This window comes from Pseudomonas sp. IT-347P (assembly GCF_949768005.1).
GTDB lineage: Bacteria > Pseudomonadota > Gammaproteobacteria > Pseudomonadales > Pseudomonadaceae > Aquipseudomonas.
In genome coordinates, this window is the sequence record NZ_CATKPQ010000004.1 from 84,407 (window position 1) to 104,362 (window position 19,956).

At 59.7% G+C, this 19,956-nt stretch carries 13 protein-coding genes, 2 pseudogenes and 1 riboswitch; of the genes and pseudogenes, 7 read left to right on the forward strand and 8 right to left on the reverse strand.

All coding sequences use genetic code 11. The features are described from left to right. Nucleotides 1-131: 131 nt before the first annotated feature. Both ACM6IV_RS02660 and ACM6IV_RS02665 read right to left on the reverse strand, forming a co-directional pair. Nucleotides 132-974, reverse strand: a complete 843-nt coding sequence (locus tag ACM6IV_RS02660; protein WP_414868627.1) for a methyl-accepting chemotaxis protein — start codon at nt 972-974, stop codon at nt 132-134. Nucleotides 975-986: 12 nt separating this feature from the next. Continuing rightward, nucleotides 987-2,333: pseudogene (locus tag ACM6IV_RS02665) on the reverse strand (HAMP domain-containing protein); the annotation flags it as partial. A gap of 200 nt (nt 2,334-2,533) precedes the next feature. Here ACM6IV_RS02665 and ACM6IV_RS02670 point away from each other — a divergent pair. Further along, on the forward strand, nt 2,534-3,352 hold the full coding sequence (locus ACM6IV_RS02670) for a M48 family metallopeptidase (protein ID WP_414868614.1): 819 nt from the start codon (nt 2,534-2,536) through the stop codon (nt 3,350-3,352). 41 nt (nt 3,353-3,393) lie between these two features. Here the strand turns inward: ACM6IV_RS02670 and ACM6IV_RS02675 are convergent, their stop codons facing one another. The 4 genes from ACM6IV_RS02675 to ACM6IV_RS02690 all read right to left on the reverse strand — a co-directional run bounded on the left by ACM6IV_RS02675 (nt 3,394) and on the right by ACM6IV_RS02690 (nt 6,872). Further along, nucleotides 3,394-3,903 carry a hypothetical protein gene (locus tag ACM6IV_RS02675; RefSeq protein WP_414868615.1) on the reverse strand — a complete coding sequence of 170 codons (510 nt, stop codon included), beginning with the start codon at nt 3,901-3,903 and terminating at the stop codon, nt 3,394-3,396. 133 nt (nt 3,904-4,036) lie between these two features. After that, nucleotides 4,037-4,624: a TMEM165/GDT1 family protein gene (locus ACM6IV_RS02680; protein ID WP_414868616.1), complete on the reverse strand. Its 588-nt coding sequence runs from the start codon at nt 4,622-4,624 to the stop codon at nt 4,037-4,039. Between the two features lie 88 nt (nt 4,625-4,712). After that, nucleotides 4,713-4,835: riboswitch (yybP-ykoY riboswitch) on the reverse strand. 40 nt (nt 4,836-4,875) lie between these two features. Then, nucleotides 4,876-5,874, reverse strand: coding sequence for a methyltransferase (locus tag ACM6IV_RS02685; protein ID WP_414868617.1), 999 nt, complete (start codon nt 5,872-5,874; stop codon nt 4,876-4,878). 32 nt (nt 5,875-5,906) lie between these two features. After that, a complete protein-coding gene (locus tag ACM6IV_RS02690) occupies nt 5,907-6,872 on the reverse strand; it encodes a 2-hydroxyacid dehydrogenase (RefSeq protein WP_414868618.1) in 966 nt (321 codons plus the stop codon). Between the two features lie 91 nt (nt 6,873-6,963). Between ACM6IV_RS02690 and ACM6IV_RS02695 the strand changes: the two genes are divergently transcribed. Continuing rightward, entirely contained in the window at nt 6,964-7,593 is a 630-nt protein-coding gene (locus tag ACM6IV_RS02695; RefSeq protein WP_414868619.1) for a LysE family translocator, read from the forward strand. A 127-nt stretch (nt 7,594-7,720) separates the two neighbouring features. Here ACM6IV_RS02695 and ACM6IV_RS02700 read toward each other — a convergent pair whose 3' ends face one another. Then, complete coding sequence (locus tag ACM6IV_RS02700) at nt 7,721-8,485, reverse strand: AraC family transcriptional regulator (protein ID WP_414868620.1); 765 nt, start codon at nt 8,483-8,485, stop codon at nt 7,721-7,723. A gap of 86 nt (nt 8,486-8,571) precedes the next feature. Here ACM6IV_RS02700 and ACM6IV_RS02705 point away from each other — a divergent pair, with 86 nt between their 5' ends. The 5 genes from ACM6IV_RS02705 (at nt 8,572) to ACM6IV_RS02725 (ending at nt 18,114) form a co-directional block, all read left to right on the forward strand. Further along, entirely contained in the window at nt 8,572-9,756 is a 1,185-nt protein-coding gene (locus ACM6IV_RS02705) for an MFS transporter (protein WP_414868621.1), read from the forward strand. A 146-nt stretch (nt 9,757-9,902) separates the two neighbouring features. Next, complete coding sequence (locus ACM6IV_RS02710) at nt 9,903-11,585, forward strand: fatty acid--CoA ligase (protein WP_414868622.1); 1,683 nt, start codon at nt 9,903-9,905, stop codon at nt 11,583-11,585. A 336-nt stretch (nt 11,586-11,921) separates the two neighbouring features. Further along, nucleotides 11,922-13,811: a DUF1302 domain-containing protein gene (locus ACM6IV_RS02715; RefSeq protein ID WP_414868623.1), complete on the forward strand. Its 1,890-nt coding sequence runs from the start codon at nt 11,922-11,924 to the stop codon at nt 13,809-13,811. A 27-nt stretch (nt 13,812-13,838) separates the two neighbouring features. Then, the gene (locus ACM6IV_RS02720; RefSeq protein ID WP_414868624.1) at nt 13,839-15,203 is read left to right on the forward strand and encodes a DUF1329 domain-containing protein; all 1,365 of its coding nucleotides are present in this window, start codon (nt 13,839-13,841) and stop codon (nt 15,201-15,203) included. 175 nt (nt 15,204-15,378) lie between these two features. After that, a complete protein-coding gene (locus ACM6IV_RS02725) occupies nt 15,379-18,114 on the forward strand; it encodes a LuxR C-terminal-related transcriptional regulator (RefSeq protein WP_414868625.1) in 2,736 nt (911 codons plus the stop codon). Between the two features lie 86 nt (nt 18,115-18,200). Here the strand turns inward: ACM6IV_RS02725 and ACM6IV_RS02730 are convergent. Then, a pseudogene (locus ACM6IV_RS02730) lies at nt 18,201-19,956 on the reverse strand (calcium-binding protein); the annotation flags it as partial.

Below are 19,956 nucleotides of genomic sequence, written 5' to 3' on the forward strand. Positions count from 1 at the left end.
TACACCGACTTGAAAGCTTTTCACCGAATCCGTAATCGCCACGATTTTTCAGGTCGATGTATGACGGGAGACAACTCGGTCAGTCCCCTCTCCCTCTGGGAGAGGGCTAGGGTGAGGGTGCTCTTGGCTTTTCAGACCTTGAACTGATTGATCAACCGCCGCTGCTGCTCCGCCAGCTTGGTCAAATCCGCACTAGCCGAACTCGACTCATCCGCACCCCCCGCCACTTCATTCGCCACCTGCCCAATGTTGATCACATTGCGGTTGATGTCATCCGCCACAGCACTCTGCTCTTCCGCCGCACTGGCAATCTGCGTGTTCATGTCGTTGATCACCGACACCGCCTGAGTAATCGTCTCCAAGGCCTCAGCCGCTTTCGCAGCGTGCTGCACGCTTTCATCGGTGCGGTTCTGACTGTCTTCCATGACCCGCACGACATCGCGGGTGCCTTGCTGCAGTTGCTGGATCATGGTCTGGATTTCTTCGGTGGCTGTCTGGGTTTTCTGCGCCAGATTGCGCACTTCGTCCGCCACCACCGCAAAACCGCGCCCCTGCTCGCCGGCACGCGCCGCCTCAATCGCCGCGTTCAGGGCCAACAGGTTGGTCTGCTCGGCGATGCCGCGAATGGCGGTGAGAATGGCGTTGATGTTCTCGCTGTCCTTGGCCAGGGTTTGCACCACATCGACAGCCTTGCCGATTTCCAGCGCCAGCACGCCAATCGAGTTGGACGTGTCGCGGACAATCTGCATGCCTTGGCTGGCGGCCTGATCGGCATGACTGGCTGCTTGAGCCGCCTGCGTCGCATTCCGCGCGACGTCCTGCGCGGTGGCGGTCATTTCCTGCACCGCCGTGGCGACCTGATCGATCTCGGCCATTTGTTTCTGGATGCCGATGTTGGTGCGAATCGCAATGTCAGCGGTGTGTTCCGACGAATCGCTGACGCTCTGCACCGACGCCACCACCTGAGTGATCATCGCCTGCAACTTGGCCAGAAACGTGTTGAAACCCTTGGCGATGGAACCCAATTCATCGCTGCGATCACTGCTCAAGCGACGGGTCAGATCACCTTCGCCCTGGGCGATGTCATTGAGCATCGCGACCATTTGCTTCAGCGGTCGGGCGATGCCGTGGCCGACCAGCCAGATCACCAGCAGGCCGAGGCCGGCGATGAGCAGACCGACCATGGCCATGCCGAACGTGTCGGAGGTGCGCCGGGCCTCAAGATCGCCCTGCAGTTTTTGCAGGTCGGCCATCACCGCGTTGAGCGGCAATTGCAGCATCAGCGTCCAGCGCGCATCGGTCTGACCGATGCCGAACGGCAGGTACAGTTCGATGCGGCCCTTGTTCTTGTTGACCGAGTAAGTCACTTCGCCGCGTTTGAGATTGGCCAGGTTGGCGGTCTGCTCGGCGTCGAGAATGTCGCTGACTTTCTCGCCAAATTTGCTCGGGTCCTGGGTGTACGCGACGATCCGGCCGTTGCCGCCGATCAGGGCCATTTGCCCGGCACCGCTGTACAGCTTCTTGTTGGCGCCGAGGAGCATTTCCTGAATGAAGTTCACCGACAGGTCGGCGCCGACAATGCCCTGGAAGGCGCCGTTGAGCATGATCGGTTCAATAAAGGAGGCGAGCATGACGATCTTGTCGCCGACCTTGTATGGCGCCGGATCGATCACGCAGGCTTTTTTGGTCTCCTTCGAGCACAGGTAGTACTCGCTGGCGCGCACGCCGGTGGACAGGGTCTTCTGGTCGTCGACGTCGACCAGTTTGTCCAGACCGAGAGTGCCGTCATCGTTGCGGAACCACCACGGCAGGAAGCGCCCGTTGGTCGCATCGATCCCGACCACACTAGTGCCGACGTAGGCCGCGTCATTGTGGTCGAGGGCGTTTTTTTCCCAGCCGATGTAGGTGCCAAGAATCTTCGGGTTCTTTTCGACGTTCTCTTTGATCAGGCTGATCAGTTGTTCGCGACTGACCGTCAAGCGCGGCTGGCCATCGGCACCCGGCGTGCCGAGCAGGGCGTTGACCCGCACCAGCCCGCCAGCAATCAGCAGCGGCGCTTCGAGTTCGCGCTGGATCTGGCTGACCTGGGTTTGCGCCAGCGAGGTCAGACGCTGTTCGATGACTTGCTCGAATTGCGCCTGAGTGCGCTGTTGCACCATCTCTTGCGTGCGCGCACCGGAAAACAGCGCATACAGCACCAGCGCGGCAACCACGCTGAGTACGATGGCGCCGGCCAGGGCGGCAACGGAAAACTGGATCGACTTGAACTTCATGGGAGCTCCGCACGCAAGAGGACGTCTGCGCTGATGTATCGGCAGCCGGCATTGGGCCATGAGTGCGGGCAGGTGCAATTGAAAGCTGATGTCGCAAACGGATCAGTGTGCGACGCAGTTGCAGCGTGCCTGGGCCGGTATGAATTTTTTACGACAGGCCGGGTGGGAAACATCTGAAAGTCGCTGCAACACGTCCGTTGTATCTGGCGTCGATACAATTACCCGCCTAGGATACGCGCAGGTTTTCAGGGAGCTTTTGAATGAACAAGACATTGGTTGTAAGTGCACTGAGCGCAGCGTTGTTGCTGGCCGGTTGTCAGTCGGTCAACACCACCAGCGGCGGCGCCGTGGGGGTGGAGCGCAAGCAGTACATGTTCAGCATGCTGTCTTCGCAAGAAGTCGACCAGATGTACGCCCAGTCGTATCAGAAGACCGTCGGCGAGGCCTCCAGCAAGGGCGTACTGGACAAGACCAGTCCCGAGGCCAGGCGGGTGCAGGCAATTGCCAACCGCCTCATCGCTCAGGCGCCGAACTTCCGTCCGGATGCGGCGCAATGGCAGTGGGAAGTCAATCTGATCAAGAGCGATGAGCTCAACGCCAACTGCGGTCCTGGCGGCAAGATCATTTTCTACACCGGCCTGATCGACAGCCTGAAACTGACCGACGATGAAATCGCTGCCGTCATGGGCCATGAAATTGCCCACGCCCTGCGCGAGCACGGACGTGAAGCGATGTCCAAGGCGTACGGGATTGAAATGGCCAAGCAGGGCGCGGGTGCGTTGCTCGGTCTGGGGCAGGACAGTCTGGCGCTGGCCGATACCGTGGCCAACTACGGCATGACCCTGCCAAACAGCCGTGCCAATGAAAACGAAGCCGACCTGATTGGTCTGGAGCTGGCTGCACGTGCCGGCTACAACCCGAATGCAGCGATTACCTTGTGGAACAAGATGAGCAAGGCGTCGGAGGGTTCACCGCCGGAGTTCATGAGCACTCACCCGGCCTCGACCAGTCGTATTGCCTCGCTGCAGGCGGCGATTCCGAAGGTCATGCCGCTGTACGAAAAGGCCCCGAAGTCCTGAGCAAAAAAGGCGCTCTCATAGCGAGAGCGCCTTCACTCGTTCTATTTGCCAGGCTGCCCATCGGCAAATTTATCCCTTAACAAGGCACCTGTTGAGGGCAAATGGTCGACAAAGATGTCATTACCGCGCGGGTCATAGTCATAATCTTCCTCGAACACCAGGAAGAACTCGCACTCGATCTCGAATTCTCGGGCATCCCTTTTACTGAAGTTGATCCTGAACGGATTTCCCGCGCCGTCTGAAACTGTAAAGCGGTTCGGCTCATTGGCGGCAAAAAACGTCCAATAGTAGCTTTCGGGTGAGTCACTGCCGAATTCAAAGGCGCTGATTCTGTGGCCATAACCAGCATTTTGAACGGTCAAGTCAACTCCTCCATCAGGATATCCCATTTCTGCCGGGCCCTTCTCGGTACGCCCTGTCAATTGGAACCGCACCCGCTTGGGAAAGGCTTGATCCACGCTTGCTGTGTATTGGCAAGAGTGGCTGAAAGGCATGATGGGAATGATGATGCCGGACTCGCTTAATCTGGAGTAATGCTTGGGCTTGGTCATGATTACGATCCTTGTGAAGTTCAGTGAGATCAGCAGTCATGAATGTAGGCTCATCAAAGCGGTGACGATAGCTGTCAACTCTGACAGCTATCGGTCGTCTTATATTCATAGGTTATTTGTATCAAGAGGTGCGTTACCCAACCCAGCCACTGCTCTGCATCGCCTTGTAAACCGCAACGATCGCCAGAATCAGGAACGCCGAAGCCGCCAGGCGCCGGATCAAGGTCAGCGGCAGTTTCTCTGCAGCAAAATTACCCGCCAGCACCACCGGCACGTTGGCAATCAACATGCCCGCCGTGGTGCCGATAATCACCAGCCACAGTTCCGGGTATTGCGCCGCCAGCATCACGGTGGCGATCTGGGTTTTGTCACCGATTTCCGCGAGGAAGAACGCAATCAGCGTGGTCAGGAACGGTCCGAATTTGCGGGCGGTGCTGGCTTCATCGTCATCCATTTTGTCCGGGACCAGTGTCCACAGCGCCGTGGCGGCAAAGCTCGCGGCAAGAATCCAGTGAAGTACAGAATCCGAGAAGAAACTGCCGAACCAGGCGCCGACCGCACCGGCTGCTGCGTGGTTGGCCAGGGTCGCGGCGACAATCCCGGCAATGATCGGCCAGGGTTTGCGGAAGCGAGCGGCGAGAATCAGCGCGAGCAGTTGCGTCTTGTCGCCGATTTCGGCCAAGGCAACGATTGCGGTGGGAACGAGTAACGAGTCCAGCATCAGGATTTCCTAAGGGGCGGGTCGACACGGCTATGACACGTACAGCCTTCCCGCCCCGGGTAAGGTGTGCGTGTCATAGGTCTTGTCAAACCCTGCGATCCGTCTGCTGCGGACGCTTGGGTCGCATACGCCATGATCTGAGGATCAAGTATGTTGACGTATGCCGGACGAGCTTGGCGCTCGTGGGAGACTACTCCCCTAGGACGGAGCGGATTCTGCCTAGGCAAATCCGTTTGGGCAAGAACAAATTTTCAGCCGCGCTTGGCCCGGTAAATCCGGAAACCATTGCCTTCGGCCTTGATCGCACACACGCCCAGATGCTCTTCGATCAGCGGTTGATACTTGAGGAAACTGTTCGCCACCAAGCGCAGTTCGCCGCCGTTTTTCAGATGTTTTGCCGCTTTTCGCAGCAAGTTTTCCGTGGCGAAATAGTCGGTGTGCACGCCGACATGGAACGGCGGGTTGCTCAGAATCGCATTCAAACCCATTGGCGCGGCATCAATGCCGTCACCGGTCAGCACTTCAGCATCCAGACCGTTGGCCGCCAGCGTCAGACGGCTGCTGGCGGCGGCGAACGCATCGACATCCAGCAACGTGACCTGATTGTGCGGATAGCGACGTTTGACCGCAGCACCCAACACGCCAGCGCCGCAACCGAAGTCGAGCAAATGGCCGCTCGGCAGTTTGTCCAGATGCTCCAGCAACAGGGCGCTGCCGCGATCGAGGCGGCCGTGACTGAACACGCCCGGCAGACTGATGACTTTCAGCGGACCTTCCGCCAGGGGCAGTTCATAGGTCTGCGCCAGACTTTCCAGCGATTTGGCTTCAGGCGCGTTGGCCACGGTCACTTGCCAGAGCTGGCAGTGTCGCGCGCTGTCGAGTTTGCGCGGCTTGCCGAACGGGTTGAGCTGCTTGGACGCGCCTTCGATGCCGCTGCGTTTCTCGCCGACCAGAAACACTTCGCGGCCGGCCAGACGTGCAGCCACGGCGTTGAGGATGTAGTCGGTCAGGTCCTTGGACTTGGGCAGAAACACCACGGCGCTGTCAAATTCCCGCTCTGGCACGTTCACGCCGAAATGGCTGCGGCCTTCGAAGCGTGCGTCCAGCGCAGCTTGATCGCCGGCATGCCAGCACCAGCCGAATGCGTTGGGCAGGCGCCCAAGCAAATCATCGGCGGGCAAACCGGCCAACAACAACGAACCTTGAAACAAATCGGGCTGACGAAGCAGTACTTCACTGCGCGGATCCATAACTGCTCCTCAAAAAAAAGTGCCGCAGTTTATCAACTGACGACCCGCAGCGCCTTACCGCTGAAGAATGCCTGAGCGTTTTCGGTCAACTGGCCGACGATGCGCTGGCGCGCTTCGCGACTGCCCCAGGCGTTGTGCGGGGTGACGATCAGGCGCGGGATGTCCGCTGCGAGCAACGGATTGCCCTGGGTCGGCGGCTCGACACTCAATACATCAGTGGCCGCGCCGCCGAGGTGGCCATTACGCAGGGCATCGGCCAGCGCCTGTTCATCGATCAGGCCGCCACGGGCAGTGTTGACGACGAACGCGCCGGGTTTCATTGAGGCCAGTTCGCGGGCGCCGATGAAGTGGCGGGTGTGCTCATTGAGCGGGCAGTGCAGGGTGAGCGCGTCGATCTGCGGCAACAGTTCACTCAGGGGCAGACGATCCGGACGGGCAGGGCGCCCGGGAATCTGTCCGAGCAACACGCGCATGCCGAACGCTTCGGCCAGTCGTGCCACGGCGCCACCGAGTTCGCCATGCCCGAGCAAACCGAGGGTTTTGCCCTCCAGTTCAACGATCGGATAGTCGAGCAGGCAGAACTGCTTTGCCTGCTGCCAGCGACCTTCGCCAACGGCTTTCTGATAATCGGCCAGGCGCGTGGCGAGGTTGAGCAACAGCATGATCGTGTGCTGCGCCACCGACGGCGTGCCGTAAGCCTGACAGTTGCACACGGTGATGCCGCGCGCGCGGGCGGCCGTAAGGTCGACGTTGTTGGTGCCAGTGGCGGTGATCAGGATCAGCTTCAGGTCGGGGCTGGCGGCCATGGCAGCAGCGTCGATCAGAATCTTGTTGGTGATCGCCACGCTGGCGCCTTGCAGGCGCTCGGCCACTTGTTCAGGCGAGGTCTGGGCGAACAGCTGCAGATCGCTGAAACACTCGCGCAACGGACTGAGGTCGAGGTCGCCGAGATCCAGCGAAGGGTGATCAAGGAATACCGCGCGGCGCGTGTTCGTCATCAACTGTACCTTTTGTGCTGTGAGCATAGGGCGTAATCTGCCGAGCCTACCAGATGAAACAAATTGATACGCCTGGCCGAAAGGAGCCCCCATGTACTTGACCGAGTTCTTGACCGTTGCACTGATCCACTTGCTGGCGGTCGCCAGTCCCGGACCGGACTTTGCCGTGGTGGTGCGCGAGAGCGTGACCCATGGTCGCCGCGCCGGCACGTGGACCGCACTGGGCGTGGGCACGGCGATTTTCCTGCATGTCGGTTATTCGCTGCTCGGCATCGGCCTGATCGTGTCGCAGTCGATTGTGCTGTTCAACGCCTTGAAATGGGCGGCGGCGGCTTACTTGCTGTACATCGGCTTCAAGGCGCTGCGCGCGCAACCGGCGAAAACCGTGACCGATGATCTGCACAAAGAGGCCGGCGTACGCACCGCTCGCGGCGCATTCACCTCGGGCTTCGTGACCAACGGCCTGAACCCGAAAGCCACGCTGTTCTTCCTGTCGCTGTTCACCGTCGTCATCAACCCGCACACACCCTTGGCCGTGCAGGCCGGTTACGGGATTTACCTGGCGGTCGCGACTGCGTTTTGGTTCTGTCTGGTGGCCATGCTGTTCAGTCAGCAGCGTGTGCGTGCCGGTTTCGCCCGAATGGGCCATTGGTTCGACCGTACCATGGGGGCGGTGCTGATCGCTCTCGGCGTGAAGATCGCGTTTACCGAAATGCACTGATCGCAGAAACGCGATTCAAAACTGTGGGAGCGAGCTTGCTCGCGAAGGCGTCGGATCAGTCGATATCACAGGTGACTGGAAGACTGCTTTCGCGAGCAAGCTCGCTCTCACAGGGGGTGGGATATTCCTACAGAAGTTCACTGAGTTTGCTCAGGTTGTTGAGGTAGTCCCGCGGGTTCTCCCCGAGCAAACGGCGAAACATCGCACTGAACGCCCGCGCGCTGCCGTAACCCAAATCCCGCGCCACACGCTGCACGCTGTCACCGGCGAGCAGGCGCGGCAGTGCTTCCATCAGGCGCAGTTGCTGGCGCCAGGCATTGAAACTCATCTTCAACTGTTGCTGAAACAGCCGCGCCAACGTGCGTGAGCTGGCGCCGACCTGCTGCGCCCAGTCTTCCAGCGTATTGCCATGATCAGGGGTGTGCAGCAATGCCAGACAGATGTTTTGCAGGCGCCGGTCGGTGGGCATCGGAATGTGCAGCGGCAGGTTTTCCAGGCTGGCCAGTTCTTCGAGCATCAATTGCTGGATCAGCGGATTGTCCGCATGCGGCGGACCTTGCACGGCACGCAGGATCAACTCGCGCAGCAATGGCGTCACCGCCAATACGCAGCACTGTTGCAGGCTGGCGGGTGACCGCTCAGGTGCGATGAACAGCGAACGCATCTGCACGTCGCCGCTCATGAAAATCTCGTGCGCCACCTCCGGTGGAATCCACACCGCGCGACTCGGCGGAATCACCCACGCACCCGATGCCGTGACCACGCGCATGATGCCGCTGACCGCATACAGCAACTGCGCCTCGCGGTGCAGGTGTAACGGCTGGTGGGCGCCGTCCAGGTAATCCCGGGGATAGGCGCTCACCGGGCCGTGTTCGAAATGGCTGATCAACATGTCTGATTTGATGACTTGCTTGGCAGGAATGCGCTTTGCGGCCAACTTAGCATAAACGCTACACAACAACGTAAAGCGTGCCGCCAATGAATCAGTCCAGAAACGTCATTCGCTATATCAACGCCGCCCATGTGATTGATCACATGTTCATGCTGATCTTTCCCGCCGCCGTGCTTGGCATGACGCAGGCCTTCGGCCTCGATTACGCCACGCTGATCGGCCTGTCGCTGGGCGGTTTCATTGCCTTCGGCGCCTGTTCGCTACCCGCCGGCTGGCTGGGCGATCACTGGAGTCGGCGGCAAATGATGCTGGTATTTTTCTTCGGTATCGGGGCATCTGCGATCTTCACCGGCCTGAGTAACAGCCCGCTCATGCTCGTCATCGGACTGACCCTGATCGGTATTTTCGCGGCGATTTATCACCCGGTTGGCACGGCAATGCTGGTCGCGTACGCGCAGAACCGTGGCCGGGAAATCGGTATCAACGGCATGTGGGGCAATTTGGGCGTGGCGTTTTCGGCGCTGATTACCGGGTTGCTGGTGGCGCAGTTTGGCTGGCGTTCGGCGTTTCTGATACCCGGCGCGGTGGCGATTGTGCTGGGTTTTGGCTTCGCCTTGCAGGTGCGCGAGGAGCCGATCCCGAAGCGCCCGCATACGCCATTGAAGGGGGCGGCGGGGCAACGCATTTCGATGCTCATGGTATTCGGCGTGCTGGCACTCGCCACAGCCACTGGCGGCGTGGTGTTCAACGCCACCACCATGACTTATCCAAAACTGTTTCAGGAGCGCTTGCATGAGCTGTTTGCCTCGCCGCAAACCCTTGGCGTGGTGGTCAGCCTGGCGTATGCCTTCGGTGCGGTCGCACAGTTGAGCATCGGTCGAGTGCTGCACCGGTTCAGTCTGAAATGGCCGTTTGTTGTCCTGACGTTGTGCCAGGCACCGCTGCTGTTTGCGCTGGCCTATGCCGACGGCTGGGCGGTGATTGCCCTCGGCGCCGCGTTCATGTTCGTGGTGTTCGGTCAGGTCACAGTCAACGATGCGATGGTCGCCAACTTCGTCGCACCGCAGTGGCAATCGCGAGTGTTTGCCCTGCGGTATTGTTTATCGTTCGGCGCCAGTGCGACGGCGATTCCATTGATTTCCTATGTCGAACCGCGCCAAGGCTTCGTAGGCCTGTACTTGATTCTTGCCGGTTTCGGCGCGTTGACCTTCTTGGCTGCAGCCGTATTCCCACGGACGCCTTCCGAGGAGGCTGTAGGGCAAACGGCCTGACCGAAGAGGAAAACCTGCAAATGCTGGCGCAAAGCTAGCATTTGTACGGCTCTGCAAATCATTCCTTTGGCTGATTTGGCTGGCGTATAAGGGTTCTAGAGTACCAATCTCTTCGCCAACACCGTGCAGTCAGAAAAGGGATTCTTATGTTGCAGACTCGCGTCATTCCCCCGGCCGATGGGGCCTACCAGTATCCATTGCTGATCAAGCGGTTGCTGATGTCCGGCGCCCGTTACGAGAAAACCCGCGAGATCATCTACCGCGACCAGATTCGCTACAGCTACCCGACGCTGATCGAGCGTGTGGCGCGGCTGGCCAATGTGCTGACGGCGGCCGGGGTGAGGGCCGGTGACACCGTGGCGGTGATGGACTGGGACAGCCATCGTTACCTGGAGTGCATGTTCGCGATACCGATGATCGGCGCCGTGATCCACACCATCAACGTGCGCTTGTCGCCGGAGCAGATCCTCTACACCATGAACCACGCCGAGGACCGCTTTGTGCTGGTCAACAGCGAGTTTGTCGGGTTGTACCAGGCGATTGCACCGCACCTGACCACGGTCAAGAACACCCTGCTGCTGACTGATCTGCCGGAGAAAACTGCCGATTTGCCAGATCTGGTCGGCGAGTACGAGCAACTGCTGGCCGCCGCGAGCCCGCAATACGACTTCCAGGACTTCGACGAAAATTCGGTTGCCACCACGTTCTACACCACCGGTACCACGGGCAATCCGAAAGGCGTGTATTTCACCCATCGGCAACTGGTGCTGCACACCATGGGCGTGTCGACGATCATGGGTTCCATCGACAGCGTGCGCCTGCTCGGCACCAACGATGTGTACATGCCGATCACGCCGATGTTCCATGTTCATGCCTGGGGTTTGCCGTATGTGGCGACCATGCTGGGCCTCAAACAGGTTTATCCGGGGCGCTACGATCCGGAATTACTCGTCGAGTTGTGGCGCAAAGAGAAGGTCACCTTCTCGCACTGCGTGCCGACCATCCTGCAAATGCTGCTCAACGCCAAAGGCGCACAAGGCACCGATTTTGGTGGCTGGAAGATCGTTATCGGCGGCAGCGCACTAAACCGCTCGCTGTACGAAACCGCCAAGGCACGCGGTATTCAACTTACCGCCGCCTACGGCATGTCGGAAACCGGGCCGTTGGTGTCCTGCGCGCATCTCAATGACGAACTGATGGCGGGCACCGAGGACGAACGCACCACTTATCGGATCAAGGCGGGTGTGCCGGGGCCGTTGGTAGAAGCGGCGATCGTCGATGGCGACGGCAACTTTCTGCCGGCCGATGGTGAAACCCAGGGCGAACTGGTGCTGCGTGCGCCCTGGCTCACCGAAGGCTATTTCAATGAGCCGCAGAAGGGCGCCGAGCTCTGGACCGGTGGCTGGCTGCATACCGGCGACGTCGCCACGCTCGACAGCATGGGCGTGATCGACATTCGCGACCGGATCAAGGACGTGATCAAGACCGGCGGCGAATGGATTTCCTCGCTGGACCTCGAAGACCTGATCAGCCGTCACGTCGCGGTACGCGAAGTAGCAGTGGTGGGCATCGCCGATCCGCAGTGGGGCGAGCGCCCGTTTGCCTTGCTGGTGATCCGTGAAGGGCATGTGATCGGGGCACGCGAGCTCAAGGAACACCTCAAGCCGTTCGTGGAATTGGGCCACCTGAGCAAGTGGGCGATTCCGAGTCAGATCGCCCTTGTTACCGAAATTCCCAAGACCAGTGTCGGCAAACTCGACAAAAAGCGCATCCGCCTCGACATCACCGAATGGCAGGCCAATAACAGCACCTTCCTCTCGACACTTTGAGTGTCTGCTGGCGCGCCGAAAACGGCGCGCCAGACCCACCAAGCAAGCGCTTGGCTTGTGAAATCGGAAAAATCAGCCATCCTTGCCGTGCCGACATCTGTCGGACTGGCGAAAGGACTGTTCCAGAGTGGTTGGCGACTGCAAATCACACTTTAGAGGGATCAAGCAGTACCCCCTGCTGGCTATAGTCCGCTCAAGGATTTTTAAGAACGGGGCACACGCACAAAACGGGGCGATGCATCTTTGGAGCGATTCGGGCAGCACTGGCGCCCGGCCCTCCACAACGTTTTTAAAAGTACTCACTGCCAAAACAATAATGCACATGGAGTAGCGTCGATGACCTCAGTAAACCAGTTCTGGCGCCGGGCGAAACTGCCTCTGGCGGTCAGTCTTGCTTCTTCGCTCGCCGGGCCCGCATTCGGCGTCAGTTTCAACGTCGGTGAAATCGAGGGTCAGTTCGACTCGTCCCTGTCGATCGGTGCCAGTTGGTCTACTCAGAGCCCGAACAAAAACCTGATCGGCGTCAACAACGGCGGGCACGGCCTGTCGCAAACGTCTGACGACGGTCACGCCAACTTCAAGAGCGGTGAAACCTTTTCGAAAATCTTCAAGGGCATCCATGACCTTGAACTGAAGTACGGCGACACTGGCGTGTTCGTCCGGGGCAAATACTGGTACGACTTTGAACTCAAGGACGAAAGTCGCGAGTTCAAGGACATCAGCGATTCGGGCCGCAAAGAGGGCGCCAAGTCGTCCGGCGGGCAGATCCTCGACGCCTTCATCTACCACAACTACGCAATCGCCGATCAGCCGGGTTCCGTGCGTTTGGGCAAGCAGGTCGTGAGCTGGGGTGAAAGTACCTTCATCGGCGGCGGCATCAACTCGATCAACCCGATCGACGTGTCTGCATTCCGTCGTCCGGGCGCCGAGATCAAGGAAGGCCTGATCCCGGTCAACATGTTCTACGTGTCCCAGAGCCTGACCGAAAACCTCTCGGCCGAAGCGTTCTACCAACTGGAATGGGACCAGACCGTCGTCGATAACTGCGGCACGTTCTTCTCCCAGCCGGACATTGTTGCCGACGGTTGCAACGACAATCTGCGCGTGCTGAACAAGCGCTCGCAGATTCCCGCGATTGCTCTGGGGCCGCTTGCCGGCGCCGGTGTCAACGTCAACGAAGAGGGCGTGCTGGTGCGCCGCGGCCCGGATCGCGACGCCCGCGACAGTGGCCAGTGGGGCGCGTCCTTCAAATACATGTATGAGCCACTCGACACCGAGTTCGGCGCCTACTTCATGAATTACCACAGCCGTGCGCCGATCTTCAGCGCCACCGGCGCGCCGCAGTCGGTCTACAACACTGCCGCCTCGCTGCCAGGGCCGTTTGCGGCGCTCGCCCCGCTGCTGGTCGCGGGCAACTCGAACTACTTCATTGAATACCCTGAGGACATCCGCCTCTACGGTCTGAGCTTCTCCACCACCCTGCCTACCGGTACGGCGTGGAGCGGTGAGATCAGCTACCGTCCGAACGCACCGGTACAACTGAACTCCACCGACATCCTGTTCGCCGGCGTACGTCCGCTGGGTGGCGCACTGACCAACGCTTCGCTGCTCACGGGCGTTCCAGGCCAGGATCTGCATGGCTACGAGCGCAAGGAAATCACCCAGATCCAGACGACGTTCACGCACTTCTTCGATCAGGTCATGGGCGCTAGTCGTCTGACCCTCGTCGGCGAAGTCGGCGCGACCTATGTCGGCGGGCTGGAAAGCCGCTCCGACATGCGTTATGGCCGCGACCCGGTCTACGGCCCGGGCGAGTTGCCTGCCACTGGCACCACCAATACCTGCGCCAACATCCTCAACGCCAGCACCATCAATGGTGCGGGCCCAGGCTCGCCACAGAACAACCGCAGCCGCAATTGCGACAACGATGGCTTCACCACCTCGGTATCGTGGGGTTACCGCGGTCGCGCCATCTGGGAATACAACGACGTCTTCGCCGGTGTGAACCTCAAGCCGAACGTGGCCTGGTCCCACGACGTCAGCGGTTATTCGCCAGGCCCTGGCGGCAACTTCGAGGAAGGTCGCAAGGCGGTCAGCCTGGGCGTCGATGCCGAGTACCAGAACACCTACACCGCGAGCCTGGCCTACACCAACTTCTTCGACGGCAAGTACACCACTGTGGATGACCGCGATTTTGTTGCGCTCAGCTTCGGCGTGAACTTCTAAGCACTGCATTTCAGGACGAACGAATTTATGAAAATAACAAAGAGTCTGTTCCACGCCGGTGTTCTGGGCCTGTCGCTGCTGGCGACCGGCGTCATGGCCGCGGTGCCTGCTGCCGAAGCCGACAAACTGGGCAAGAGCCTGACCCCGATGGGCGCTGAAATGGCCGGTAACGCCGACGGTTCGATCCCGTCGTGGAAGCCGCTGCCGAAGAATGCCGGCGCGGTCGACAGCAAGGGTTTCCTGTCCAACCCATATGCCAGTGAGCAACCGCTGTTCACTATCACGGCGAAAGACGTCGACAAGTACAAGGACAAGCTGGCGCCGGGTCAGTACGCGATGTTCAAGCGCTACCCGGAGACCTTCAAGATGCCGGTCTATCCGTCCCATCGCGGTGCGACCGTGCCGGATGACGTGTTCGCTGCGATCAAGAAAAACGCCACTACCACCAACCTGGTGTCCGGCGGCAACGGTCTGGAAAACTTCGATACCGCGGTACCGTTCCCGATTCCGAAGAGCGGTGTGGAAGTCATCTGGAACCACATCACCCGCTACCGCGGTGGCAGCGTGACTCGTCTGGTAACCCAGGCGACGCCACAGCCGAACGGCTCGTTCAGTCTTGTGTACTTCCAGGATCAGTTCGTGTTCCGCGACAAGATGAAGGACTACGATCCGGCGAACCCCGGCAACATCCTGTTCTACTTCAAGCAGAAAGTGACCGCGCCGGCACGTCTGGCCGGTGGTGTGCTGCTGGTGCACGAGACGCTCGATCAGGTCAAAGAACCCCGTTCGGCGTGGGTCTATAACGCCGGTCAGCGTCGTGTGCGCCGTGCGCCACAAGTGTCCTATGACGGTCCGGGTACTGCCGCCGACGGTCTGCGGACCTCCGACAACCTCGACATGTTCAACGGTGCTCCGGATCGCTACGACTGGAAGCTCGAAGGCAAGAAAGAGATGTACATCGCCTCCGACAGCTACAAGCTCGACGATCCGAAGCTGAAGTACGCCGACATCATCAAGGCCGGTCACATCAATCAGGATCTGGCGCGTTACGAGCTGCGCCGCGTCTGGCATGTGGTTGCCACCCTGAAAGAAGGTCAGCGTCACATCTACGCCAAACGTGACTTCTACATCGACGAAGACACCTGGCAAGCCGCCGTGATCGACCACTATGACGGTCGTGGTCAACTGTGGCGCGTCGCCGAAGCGCACGCCGAGAACTACTACGACAAGCAAGTGCCGTGGTATGCCCTGGAAACCCTCTACGACCTGCAGTCCGGCCGTTATCTGGCACTGGGCATGAAGAACGAAGAGAAGAGTGCGTATGACTTCGGCTTCACGGCCACCACCAGCGATTTCACCCCGGCTGCACTGCGTCAGGATGGCGTTCGCTAACCCGCTGTAACCCGAGGCCGCATCCTCGTGAAAACGCCCCGACTGGTTCGGGGCGTTTTTTTGCCTGTCGTCTTTTTGTAGCCATTTGTAGCAGCAACCTTCATAACCGGTTCGTTTAAGGCTAGTCTGCGGACATCTGCAACGCCGCCAACAGCAATTCGAACAAGAGCCGGCCATGACTGATCTGTCCCCACTTCCGGGTCCCGCAAGTATTGCCGTCGCGGCATTGGACGGGCGTTTTTTTCGCCCGCCATTGCCCGACGGCTACGTCTTGCGACCACGCCTTTGCGAGCGCCTGCAGGCCGGGCTCGGTGGACGCCTGTTGCTGGTCAGCGCCCCCGCCGGGTTTGGCAAGAGCTCGCTGGCGGTGGAGTTCTGTCAGAGTCTGCCGGCACACTGGCAAAGCCTCTGGCTGGGCCTGAGTCCGCGCGACAGCGACCCCGGGCGCTTTCTCGAACGTCTGCTCGAAGGCTTGCAGGACTACTTTGCGCAACTGGGCAGTCGTGCACTCGGTCTGCTGAAAATGCGTCAGCGCCACCAGCCGTTTGCCTTCGAAGAATGGCTCGACGGTTTGCTCGATGAGCTGACCCTGCAACTTGATCCTGCCGCGCCACTGCTGCTGGTGCTCGACGATTACCATCTCGCTCAAGGCCCGGTGCTCGACCGCTGCCTGCAGTTTTTCCTCAATCATCTGCCTGATGGTCTGCTGGTGATGGTCACCAGTCGCCAGCGCCCGGACTGGCATCTGGCGCGTTTGCGTCTGTCGCGGCAGTTGCTCGAATTGCATGAACAGGATCTGCGCCTGACCCACGACGAAGCCCTGACTTTGCTAGATCGCCACAGCAGTTCGCTGCGCGGTGAAGCGCTGGAAAACCTGATCCAGCGCAGCGAAGGCTGGGTCGCCGGTTTGCGTTTCTGGCTGCTCGCGGTGTCTGAGGCCGGCAGCGATGCGGCGTTACCGCAAGCGCTGAACGGTGGGGAAGGGTTGATTCGCGATTACCTGCTTGAAGAAGTCATCGATTGCCTGCCCGCCGAAGTGCAGGCCTTTCTCTACGACACCGCACCGCAAGAGCGGTTTTGCAGCGAGCTGTGCGACGCCGTGCGCGAGGCCCATGACAGCGCCGAGATTCTGCGTTTCCTGCTGGCCCATCAGGTCTTTCTGGTGCCGCTGGACGAGCACGGCCACTGGTATCGTTATCACCATTTATTTTCGGATTTGCTGCGCAGTCGGCCGATTGCGCAAGCGATGGTGCCGACGGCTACGCTGCACCTGCGCGCCTGTCGCTGGTTCAATGCACAAGGGTTGCTGGATGAAGCCGTGGAGCAGGCGTTGCGCGCCGGCCATCTCGATGTCGCCGCGAACCTGGTGCAGAACCTCTCCGAGGAGCAATTGCTGGCCGAGCAGAACGTCGGCATGCTGCTGCGCTGGAAAATGGACTTGCCCGACAGCCTGCTGATCAGTACCCCGCGGCTGATCGTTCTCTATAGCTGGGCGCTGGGGCTGGCCTGTCAGCTCGATGCGGCCGAAGAGTTGTCCAGCCATCTGAGCCGCTTCCTGCCAGCACCTTCAGCCACCGCGCAAAAGTCGATGCTGGCGCAATGGCTGGCGCTGAGCGGAATCATCGCTCGCGGGCGTGGGCATCGAGAATTGACGATCAGATATTGCACCGAGGCCCTTGAAAGCCTGCCGGCCAAGCGCTATGGCCAACGGCTGATGTGTTTATCGACCTTGTCCAATCTGGCCATTGCTGACGGTGATCTGTGGCGCGCCCGTGGGCTGAACCGTGAATCCCTCGAGCTCGCACAGCGTGTCGGTAATCCGCTGTTCGAAGCGTTGGCGCATTACGACCGTGCCCGTGTTTTACAGTCGCGAGGCGAAATTCTGCGCGCGCTGGATGAGGTGCATCAGGGGCTGGAACGCTTGCGCGGACTGTCGCCGCAACGACTTTACGCCGTGCGCGCGCGCCTGACGCTTTATGAAGGTTTTCTGCTGGCGATGCGTTTGCAGCCGCAGGCCGCACGCCTGCGGCTGTTGGCCGGTATCGGCGAAGCGCGAGCCTGCCGGGATATCAGCGTGCTGATCGGTCACTGCGTGATCGCTCGCCTGGACGGTGCCGGTGGTGAGTTCGCCAAGGCCTTCGCCGAACTCGCCGAAGCCGAACGCTTGATGCACATCTGGGACGTGCCGCCGATCTACTACCTGGCGATGATCACTCTGGTCAAATGCGAACTGTGGCTGGCGCAGGGGCGTACCGATCTGGCCGAGGCCTGGCTCGCTCGGCTGGGCCAGACGTACACGGGTGAGCGTGCTGCTGCACCGCCGGAATTTCATCCGCAACTGCCGTTGCACGTGGAACTGCAACAGGCGCTGCTCGATTTGATTCAGGGGCAACCGATGCTCGCCGAGGGACGATTGAATGTGTTGCATGAGAATGGTCAGCAGACCGGGCGGCAGTTGCTCAGTGTGATGGCGTTGACGCAGAAGGTGGCGCTGCAGCTGGTGGGTGGGCGTGAGCCTGAGGCCAGAAAAACACTGAGTCAGGCGCTGGAGGCCGCTGTCGGTGGCGTGGTGCAGCCGTTCGCTTTACTGGTGAAAGAGCATGGCGACTGGTTGCGCGGTCAATTGGTTTCAATCGCGTCGACAGCGGTCAGCCAGCAACTGCTCGCGCATTTTCCGCAACCGGCAACCCGGACCGCTATGGAGCCGGCGGCAGCGGAACAGCTCAGTACTCGAGAGCTGGCGGTTCTGCGCCTGATCGCTCAGGGCTGTTCGAATCAGGAAATCAGCGAGCAGTTGTTTATTTCGTTGCACACCGTAAAAACCCACGCCAGCCATATCAACAGCAAGCTGGGGGTGGAACGACGGACGCAGGCAGTGGCGCGGGCCAAAGAGCTGGGGTTGCTGGCTTAGGGAATAGATAACGCGAACAAAAAAACACCCCGCCTCGGCGGGGTGTTTTTATTGCTCGGCTTCGATTGTTTCGGGCTGCGAAGAGATCAGACGATGACGTCGTTCGCGCTGAGCGAGTTGACACCTACCATTTGCACTTCGAAGTAACCGCCAGCGTCTGCGCTCATGTTCCCCGATAGAACATTATCGACGAAACGCAGTTGCCCGAAGCCGGTGAATTCACTCGAGCCAACGAAGGTCATGTGCTGTAGACCGAGGGCCGTCGGGTCGCTGTCGAAATGGGAGAAATCGATCTTGTCGCCTTCCAGGGCGTTGAAATCGGTAATGACGTTTTGGGGAGAGGTTCCCCCCATTCCGGCGTTAATAAGGAACAGGTTGGTGAAGGCAAAGGTATCGGCGCCTGTGCCACCGTTCAGTGTGGTATTACCAATGCCGGCGTAGAGTGTGTCGTTGCCTGCTCCACCGAACAGTTGGTCGATACCGTCAAAGCCCTGTAGTTCGTTATTGCCGGAGTTTCCGATCAGGATGTTATCGCGATTGTTGCCTGTAAGATTCACATCCGCATTGCCTGTTATCGTGCCGTCCTCGAGGTCATACGCAAGGGTGTAGTCGACCGAGGTCAGGACAAGGTCGTGACCTTTATCCGTGCCCTCCATCACGACGTCATTGACGTTATCCACGATATAAGTATCGTCGCCGCCCGCGCCAAACATTCGATCGGCACCGAGGCCGCCTGACAGAATGTTGTTGCCTTCGTTACCATTCAGGGAGTTATCCAGCGCATTACCCGTCAGATTCAAGTCGGCGTTGCCAATCAAGTTGCCGTTTTCGACGTTGTCCGAGAGCGTGAAATCGACACTGGTCCAAACGGTATCATCTCCTTCGTTGGCAAGCTCAATGACAACGTCCTGGAGATTATCGACGATATAGAAATCGCTGCCGGCGCCACCCATCATGGTGTCTGCGCCAAGCCCGCCATCGATATAGTTGGTGCCCGCGTTTCCGGTGATGACGTTGTCCAGCGCGTTGCCCGTGAGCGAGCCATCGGAATTGCCAGTCATCGTCAGGTCTTCGATGTTGGCGCCAAGGGTGTAGCCAAAGCCGGTTCGGACCAGGTCGTGGCCTTCACCAGCCTGTTCGATGACGATATCGTTGATGTTATCCACAACGTAGGTGTCATCGCCGGCGCCACCCATCATGGTGTCGGCACCCATGCCACCGTCGATGATGTTATTGCCGATGTTGCCGGTGATGCGGTTGTTGACTGAGCTGCCTGTACCGTTGAGGTTGGCACTGCCAATCAGGACCAGATTCTCGACATTGGCACCAAGGGTGTAGTCGATGGAGGAGAACACACGGTCGAGCGCCGTCAGCGAGGCGTCGGTCTCGATGACGACGTCATTGACGTTATCGACGTAGTAACTGTCGAAACCGTCGCCACCGATCATGGTGTCGGCGCCGAGACCGCCGTCGATGGTGTCGTCACCGGCCCCGCCATTGAGCGTGTTGTTGGCGCTATTACCCGTGAGCATGTTGTTCAGGCCGTTGCCGGTGCCATTGATGGCGCTGCCGGTCAGCACGAGATTTTCCAGATTGGCACCCAGCGTCCAATCAACCGAAGCCCGTACGGTATCGATTTCGGTGGTCAGGGTACTGGTCTCGCTAATGATGTCGGCAGAGTTGTCGACCACATACGTGTCGTTACCTGCGCCACCCATCAACGTATCGATACCGGCGCCGCCGTCGAGCGTATTGTTACCGTCGTTACCGGTGATGCGGTTGTTGACCGAGTTGCCGGTGCCGTTGAGGTCGGCACTGCCGATCAGGACCAGATTCTCGACA